Origin of the sequence: Methyloglobulus sp. (assembly GCF_046714055.1) — a bacterium.
In the GTDB taxonomy this organism is placed as follows: domain Bacteria; phylum Pseudomonadota; class Gammaproteobacteria; order Methylococcales; family Methylomonadaceae; genus Methyloglobulus.
In genome coordinates this window covers 1-7858 of record NZ_JBKKBJ010000226.1, presented here as the reverse complement: position 1 = coordinate 7858, position 7858 = coordinate 1, and the positions used below count along the sequence as shown (strand labels likewise).

At 47.7% G+C, this 7858-nt stretch carries 6 protein-coding genes and 1 pseudogene; 1 reads left to right on the top strand and 6 read right to left on the bottom strand.

The window, feature by feature from the left end:
* From ACLQ6D_RS13710 to ACLQ6D_RS13700, 3 genes and pseudogenes are all read right to left on the bottom strand, one after another.
* Positions 1-777, bottom strand: a pseudogene (locus ACLQ6D_RS13710) (M18 family aminopeptidase); the annotation flags it as partial.
* A 511-nt stretch (positions 778-1288) separates the two neighbouring features.
* Positions 1289-1414: a hypothetical protein gene (locus ACLQ6D_RS13705; protein ID WP_411727879.1), complete on the bottom strand. Its 126-nt coding sequence runs from the start codon at positions 1412-1414 to the stop codon at positions 1289-1291.
* 490 nt (positions 1415-1904) lie between these two features.
* Entirely contained in the window at positions 1905-2795 is an 891-nt protein-coding gene (locus ACLQ6D_RS13700; RefSeq protein ID WP_411727878.1) for a DUF4394 domain-containing protein, read from the bottom strand.
* A 192-nt stretch (positions 2796-2987) separates the two neighbouring features.
* On the opposite strand from ACLQ6D_RS13700, the gene ACLQ6D_RS13695 reads away from it, so the two are divergent.
* Positions 2988-3245 (top strand): hypothetical protein, encoded by a 258-nt coding sequence (locus ACLQ6D_RS13695; protein WP_411727877.1) that lies wholly within the window; start codon positions 2988-2990, stop codon positions 3243-3245.
* Between the two features lie 298 nt (positions 3246-3543).
* Here the strand turns inward: ACLQ6D_RS13695 and pepN are convergent, their stop codons facing one another.
* The 3 genes from pepN to moaB are packed head-to-tail and all read right to left on the bottom strand — an operon-like array spanning position 3544 to position 7110.
* Positions 3544-6195, bottom strand: a complete 2652-nt coding sequence (gene pepN / locus ACLQ6D_RS13690; protein WP_411727876.1) for an aminopeptidase N — start codon at positions 6193-6195, stop codon at positions 3544-3546.
* Positions 6195-6587: a DUF423 domain-containing protein gene (locus ACLQ6D_RS13685; protein ID WP_411727875.1), complete on the bottom strand. Its 393-nt coding sequence runs from the start codon at positions 6585-6587 to the stop codon at positions 6195-6197. The genes pepN and ACLQ6D_RS13685 overlap by 1 nt, the downstream gene beginning before the upstream one ends.
* A gap of 1 nt (position 6588) precedes the next feature.
* A complete protein-coding gene (gene moaB, locus ACLQ6D_RS13680) occupies positions 6589-7110 on the bottom strand; it encodes a molybdenum cofactor biosynthesis protein B (protein ID WP_411727874.1) in 522 nt (173 codons plus the stop codon).
* Between the last annotated feature and the right edge of the window lie 748 nt (positions 7111-7858).

Below are 7858 nucleotides of genomic sequence, written 5' to 3'. Positions count from 1 at the left end.
GTTTTCAGTGTGTAACACAGCATCATCGAGTAAGGCTTGCAGGGCGGCATGACAGGAAGCCAGATTATCCAATTGGCTGTTACTGTAAAATTCCTCTTGTGCTCCCCAAATAGCACCTTTTTGGGTGTCGTACACCGCCAGATCCCAAGACAGGAGTCGTGCAGGATCAATTCCTGATTGCTGTTGCAACAGGCTTAAAAAATAATCAGGAGGCAGTTGCTGTTCAGACAATGCCGACAAAATCAGTGGTAACTCATTGTGTTTATGAAGTTTTAAGCCGTCTTCATTGACATTCCGGTTCATGTGTATGGCAAGATTAGGCAACCGCAACAAAGGGGCATCGAATTTGATTAATTGGCTGTCGATCTGATCCTGGGCGTTTTTAAAACAAATCCGTCCGGCAAGGCTTAAATCCCTGTCGGTAAATGTGGCAAGAATGGGGCTACCGTAAATTTCCACGCCTAACCTCAGCAAGCCGTCATTGCCATTTGTGGGGTTGGGCTTCACCCTTAATCCAGGGGAATCGGTATGTGCGCCGACCAATCGAAATCCCGTGTCAATTAAAGGTTTTGTTCCCAATACGCACAGGATGATGGAGGAATCGTCGCGCACGACATAATAACGCCCACCGGCTTGTAACTGCCATCTTGTTGTTTCATCGAGTTTTTTAAATTGGAATGGCTTGAGTAGGGATTCTATGGTATTGACGACATGCCAGGGGCTTGGGCTGGCATCGATAAAGGTTAGGAGGCTTTGGATTTGGTGGTGTGGGGTCATGGTTTTTTTATATTTGTTTACATATGTCGGAGAGGGTATGTAACCAATGCCGTTAAGTTAAGGAAGAAAACTCCCTCTCCTGCTGGAGAGGGTTGGGGTGAGGAGATTAAAATCAAGTGTTTATACCCCCTCATCCTAACCTTCTCCCTCAAGGGAGAAGGGACTAAATCGGCATTGGGTATGTTACCTCGTACGCAATGTTTTTTGAATGTTTCAATAAAATCTAATGTGTCGCTAACGCGACGGTTGATTTTAATCGGGTTCTCGCACCCGAAGGCGAGTTTCTTTTCTTTGCTTGTCCAAAGAAAAGTATCCAAAAGAAACGACCCCCAGATGCCGCTTGCTTCCTGCGCCCCGTCGTTTTTATCGGGGGTTGCTGGAAGGGACTTCCTGTCCCTCGATCACCGCGATTCATCCCTGAATCGCCCCTAACGGGTTAACCCCGGCGAAAACTGCGATGCTCGGCGCGGCATACGGGATGGGTGCATTTGTCGTAGCATAGTAGGGCGGATTAGACGCGCAAGTCATCCAGCCTTCGGACAAGTAAATAGTTTCCGCGCGTCGTAATCCGCCATATCGCATGACACCACATGCGGCGGGTTACGCCGCGCATAAACAGCATTAGTTGTTTTGGCATAGTGATTTTGCGCGGCTAACCACGCCCTACGATTGACTTGCCGTACGGCCGTTCAATGAACGGCACGCCAGCCAGTTTTTGGCCGCACTTTCATACGCCGTTTCGAAGCAGATAGTGCTCTATGGCGCGTTTGGGATGGGTTTGTTGAAAAACGCTCCTGACCGTGCGTTGACTGTCGGGATGAGCGTTTTGTTCAAGTGACCGCACAGCTCACGTCAGGACACCCGTGTAAAAATAAACACCTAGCCAGGTTGATAAAGTACCTTCAACGCTGGATACAGAATATAGCCACGAAAACGCCAGGAACTCTAATATAGGCATCTTCTTAAGTCAATAACACCCAAAAAATACAGACTTTTACTAATAAGTGAAGGGATCGCTGTTTTTGCGAAAGCTTGCTTGGGCATCGGCCCAAGCAAGCAGAGAGAAGGTTATTCGGCTTCTGTCTCGCCAGCGAAAATGCTATCGCTGATTGAGCGGAATGGCGATATCAACCCACCTCATCTTGGCTGCTGAAGGAACCGCGACTGGTGGCTTTTCCTGAGAATAATCTAACCGAATAAAAGCGTACTACCCTGTCATCCGACGAGGTCAGCGACGTAAAGCCCTCAATATTGACGGTCGTTCCATTGCGAATCGTGCTGTAAATATCAAAACCGACGGAAGGGGTAGTGTTTACAGTCAGCTTACCCGTTGCTTGGAGCGTGCCATTATTGGCTGGCGACTGAATTGCAACCTGATCAAGCGTTGAATCCAGAGCGTATAGAGTAGTTGCCGTGTTCAGGTCAAGGTCGTTGTTGGTATATGCCGAGCCGGTTACGCCTAGTGCCGTTGTTGTTGCCGGTGCAGTGTAACTCAGCGTTCCGTCCACGATGGTGGTACCGCCGGCATTGACGTTATGACGCAGGTTTTGTCCGGTGTTGCTGATAACCCGCAGGCGGTCTGCCGCCGGATTGAAGTCAACGCCAAAAAAGGCGCCATTCAATGGCACGGTTAGCTGGCTCACTTTTTGAGCAAAAGCGTCATTGGTACTGATTTTGTAAACACCGCCTTTGTCGCCAACTCCATAAAGACTTTTGTCTTGAACCCGAAAGTCAATACCCACCAACTTAGTATCTCCTGAGAATCCTGTGACTGTATCAATGGTTTTTGCCTCTCCCGGATTGAACTCGTTAAAACAAATAAGGCGTTGATCGCTTGTCAAACCGATCACTTGGAGACTGCTGCCGAAGTAACTACTGCCACCGCAGTTGTTGTTAAAATCGCTATAGCCGCTGTTCCCATAACCACCGCTATCCTCTGCTTGCGCGGAGCCAGCACCTAGCATGGTCAAGAGAACGGCAGCAAGCACCGAAGGTAAAAAATTTTTAACAGTTTTCATTTTTGTAACTCCTATATTCAAGATTTATTTACTATTCAATTAAGTTTGCCCTTCAAGTCGCAGTTGATGCGTTCGTTGTTAAAAACTTGAGGGTTATGTTCATTATTATCAGTTTAGCGCTGGAAGTTTATCTCCTCAAAAGTTATTTAGTACATTATCCATACGTAGCTAATTAATTTTTGGATGCACTGAATGATGATTTATGTCTTTGCTTATCGACCAACAATTTCTGATGAATTCTTAAAAGCACCAGATTGCGGGCTTTATTTGCATATCCCGTATGTTGGGTATTTTGTAGGTTGGTGCTGGCGTAAGGATGCCCAACAATTCGGCGCATCAAACGTTGGGGTTCGTACCTCACCGCCAACCTACGATCCTCAGCTCAAGATATGCACCCACTCCCGTATGCCGCGCCGAGCATCGCAGTTTTCGGCGGGGATAACCCGTTAGGGGCGATTCAGGGATGAATCGAGGTGAGCTAGGGGCAGGAAGCCCCTTCGATCACCTCCCGTTGAAAACGAGAAGCGCAGGATATAAGCGGCATCCGGGCGGGGTTTCTTTTGAATACTTTTCTTTGTGGAAAAATGCTCCTGCATTTTCCACATTCACCACATCCTTGTGGCTTGCCCTAGAAAAGAAAAATATTTCGCCCTCGGGTGCGAGAACCCGATTAAATCAACATCGTCGCGGTAGCGACACAATATACCCCTCACCCTATCCCTATCCCAAAGGGAGAGGGCATTAAAGGTTACATCAAACTTTTACTAGCCACTTCATACACATCCCTGGAGATAGCCGGACTGTTCATAACTCGCTCCAACTGTGTTTTCATGAGGTTTTGCCGGGTAGAGTCGAAGCGCCGCCATGAGGTTAACGGCCCTAACATGCGGGAGGCGACTTGGGGATTCAGGACATCGAGTGCGATTACATGGTTAGCAAGGAATTCATAGCCCTGGCCATTGATAGCATGAAAATGTAGCGGGTTGGCTTGGGTGAATGAACCGATTACGGCCCTGACGCGGTTGGGCGTTGCTAAATCGAAGGCGGGGTGCGCGGTTAATGATCTGACCGTAGCAAAGGCATCCGGCATTGGGCTAGCTGACTGGATGGCGAACCATTTATCGATAACCAGCGCTTCTGACTGCCATTTCTGGTAAAAATTAGCCAGACATTCCTCTTTTGCTGGGTGCGGATAATTGACAATATTCGCCAATGCTGCGATTTTGTCTGTCATGTTCGTGGACGTGCTGAATTGTTGCTCTGACCATTGTTGAATCTTCTCGTTTTCCAATCGGCTGAGGAAACTCAAACATATATTTTTAATGCGCCGTCGGCCAATTGCGCCGGAATCGAATTGTCCTGATTCATCACGTTGATTGTCAAGATACAAGGCTTCCAATTCTGTCCGTAACTGTCCTGCAAGGGTGCAGACGACGAATTCCCTGGCTTTGTGGATGGCTTCTGCGTCTACAACCTGCATTTGCTCAGCCAGATACCCCTCCGAAGGTAGGCTTAACAGTAAGGAAAAATAAGACAAGTCATCCCATGATTGTGACAGCACTTGTTTGAAGGCATTAATGATGATCGGTTTGAGTTGCAGGGTTCTGTTATTTTGTATATCGGTAATGAGTTCCCCGATAATCTGCCCGGAGAGAAGCTGCCCTGCTTCCCAGCGGTTAAACGTGTCGTTGTCATGGCTCAATAAAAACGCCAGTTCATCAAGGCTACGCTCCATGACCAATTTGACGGGCGCGGAAAAATTTCTCAGGATTGATACGACCGGCTTTTCTGCCAGGCCCGTGAAAGTAAAGGATTGCTCGGAGGCGGTAAGTTGCAGGATGACCTCATCCTTATCGCTCTCTTGGCCTTGTAACCTGCATTTTACCGTTGCACCCTTTTTATCAATTAAACCGACGGTGATGGGCATATGCAGCGGTTCTTTTATGGCTTGGCCTGGGGTCGGCGGGCAACTTTGCTGAATAGTCAAGGTCAGGGCCTTACCCGATGGGTTGTAATCTTGCCCAACACTCACTACAGGGGTTCCTGACTGACCATACCAAAGCCGGAATTGGCTTAAATCTCGTGCATTGGCAGCTTCCATGGCCGTGACGAAATCATCGCAGGTGACGGCTTGCCCGTCATGGCGTTGAAAATAACAATCGCAACCTTTACGAAAACCCTCTGCACCCAGGAGTGTGTGCAACATCCGCACGACTTCCGCACCTTTTTCGTAAACGGTCAGGGTATAGAAATTATTGATTTCTATATAAGCATCAGGCCGGATTGGATGCGCCATGGGGCCGGCATCCTCAGCAAATTGCCTAGTCCGTAGCATGTTGACATCTTCGATGCGTTTTACCGCTTTGGACGTGCGGTCGCCAGTAAATTCCTGGTCACGAAATACGGTAAAACCTTCCTTTAAGCTGAGTTGAAACCAATCCCTGCACGTAATGCGATTGCCTGTCCAATTGTGAAAATATTCATGCCCGATGACACCTTCGATATGTTCATAGTCTGAGTCCGTGGCGGTATCCGGTCGGGCCAGGACAAATTTGGTGTTAAAAATGTTTAAGCCCTTGTTCTCCATAGCGCCCATATTGAAATGGCCGACGGCAACAATCATGTACAGGTCGAGGTCATATTCGCGCCCGTAGACCTGCTCATCCCACTGCATGGCATTTTTCAAGGATTGCATGGCATGGGCGCATTTATCGATATCGTGTTTTTCCACAAAAATCTGCAAACCGACTTTTCGCCCGGATAAGGTGGTGAAGCTGTCTGCCAGGCATTCCAATTGTCCAGCGACCAGCGCAAACAAATAACAGGGTTTGCTGAAAGGATCTTTCCAAGTCACCCAGTGACGGTTATCTGCCGTCTCGCCTTGGGCGATTTTATTGCCATTGGACAGCAACACCGGATAACGCCCTTTGTCGGCAACCAGCGTGGTGGTGAATTTAGCCATGACATCGGGGCGGTCGAGAAAATAAGTAATTTTCCTGAAACCTTCCGCTTCGCATTGGGTACACAACATGTTATTTGACAAAAATAAGCCTTCCAGTGCGGTATTGGCTTTCGGATTAATTTCATTTTCGATGGTCAGGGTGAAGGGCCGCTGTTGTGGGACATCATGGATAATTAACGATTCTGGCGTTAATTGGTAGTTTGCTCCTGTTAGTTCAATGTCCTCGTTAAGGACGATACGGATTAAACTGAGGTTTTCACCAGCCAGGATCAATGCTGTTTCCGATGACTGGCTATCGGGATTGCGGACTAAGGAAAGCCTGGAGATGACTTTTGTCTGTTGCTCGTCCAGCATAAAATTAAGGTCGACGGTATGGATAAGGTAATCAGGTACTTTGTAATCTTTTAAGTAAACTGTTTGGGGATTGGCATCACGCATTATTGGTACCTGCTGTTAGGTTTTTTCTGGGTGGCGGAGAGGCAGGTTAATAGCCAAGCTATCAGGAAACAGGCTCCGCCTATGGGGGTTATCATGCCTAACCAGTGTATATCCAACAGGGCTAGCAGGTACAGGCTACCAGAAAACAGCAAGATACCGATAAACATAAACCAACCCGCCCAAGGCACGAGTCTTGAATCGGGCATTTGATTTTGCAGGCAAGCAATGCCCACGAGTCCCAAGGCATGCCACATTTGATAATTGATCCCCGTTTGGTAAATGGTGAGCGCTTCCGCGCTCAAGGTGGTTTTTAACGCATGGGCACCAAAAGCGCCCAACCCCACGCCCATAAAAGCGCTGAACGATCCGAGAAATAAAAATACCGATTTCATGTCATCTCTCCATCAGCCTGGGCATGAGCTGCACCAGATTGCAGGGTCGGGTACGAAAATCCAGTTGTTCCTTTATCAGGCCGTTCCACGCCGTACGGCAAGCCCCGGATGATCCCGGCAAGCAAAAGATATACGTGCCGTTGGCAACGCCGGCAATTGCCCGCGACTGGATGGTCGAAGTTTTGATGTCCTGGTAAGACAGCATCCTGAAGGTTTCGCCAAATCCATCCAGTACTTTATCAAGCAAGGGCATGATAGCTTCGGGTGTGCCGTCCCGTCCCGTGACCCCCGTTCCGCCCGTTGTGATAATAACATTGACGACTTCTGAGGCAATCCAGTTGGAAACAACGTCCCTTATTTGGTAGATATTGTCTGGGACTATCGTTTTTTCAAACAGCTTATGTCCGGCAGCAGTGAGGCATTCGACCAGGGCTTTACCGGAAACGTCATCGGCTTCGGTTCGGGTGTCCGAGATGACCAGTATGGCAATAGATAGGGGGATGAATTGTTTTTCTATGCTCACGATACAGTTTGATAAAAGGGTAATCCTAGCTATTAGATAACCAAGATGCCCGGTAAGACAAGAAATTTCGTCGCATTCTAACGGTCATTTTTGACAGATTACTCAACGTAGCGGGTGATTGTTTGGTTTGATTGTGGTACAGGCCAACCATCCTCCATAGGCGGCAAGGCACAAACATACAAAAACAAACAACTTTTCTTCTTGAAAAAAGGAAAATAGATCAGAGCGTCCTTCACCAAAAGGCCCGTACCCGAAACTTGGGCCTAAAAGTAACCAAAAGACACCAAACACTCCAGTAGACAAAAGGATGAATGTAAACCAAATTAAAACAGCCAACAGTTTTTGCCAATTTATCCTGAAAAATAAGCCTTAGCCATATCCCTGCTATACCCAGAACCCCGCATAGCCCTGATATAAATATCCACCATTCAATGTGATTAATTTCATTCTTCAAATCGTCCGATGTAAAAAAGACCTGTATGATTTCACCCGCACCCGCTATAAACCCGAATGACGCAACCAATCCAAACGTAAGCGAAATGGGGAGCGCTATAAAAAGGGCTTCAACCCAACCTTTGGCAAAAAATCGGTTGAGGGTTGTTATTTTGACCATATAGCTACTAAGAGCTTATCCATAAATAATATTCCCCTGACCTTTCCGTTTTAGTTTCCGTAAAACGATGGCCGAAGCGGCCAGCATAAGCCAGCCGAGATGGCTCCGATCCATTTTTTCATGGCGCACCAAGAG

Bases quoted from the DNA above. Each gene is read 5' to 3' on its own strand.
- ACLQ6D_RS13705 (WP_411727879.1), bottom strand. From the start codon at position 1,414: ATGCCAAAACAACTAATGCTGTTTATGCGCGGCGTAACCCGCCGCATG.
- ACLQ6D_RS13700 (WP_411727878.1), bottom strand. From the start codon at position 2,795: ATGAAAACTGTTAAAAATTTTTTACCTTCGGTGCTTGCTGCCGTTCTC.
- ACLQ6D_RS13695 (WP_411727877.1), top strand. From the start codon at position 2,988: ATGATGATTTATGTCTTTGCTTATCGACCAACAATTTCTGATGAATTC.
- pepN (WP_411727876.1), bottom strand. From the start codon at position 6,195: ATGCGTGATGCCAATCCCCAAACAGTTTACTTAAAAGATTACAAAGTA.
- ACLQ6D_RS13685 (WP_411727875.1), bottom strand. From the start codon at position 6,587: ATGAAATCGGTATTTTTATTTCTCGGATCGTTCAGCGCTTTTATGGGC.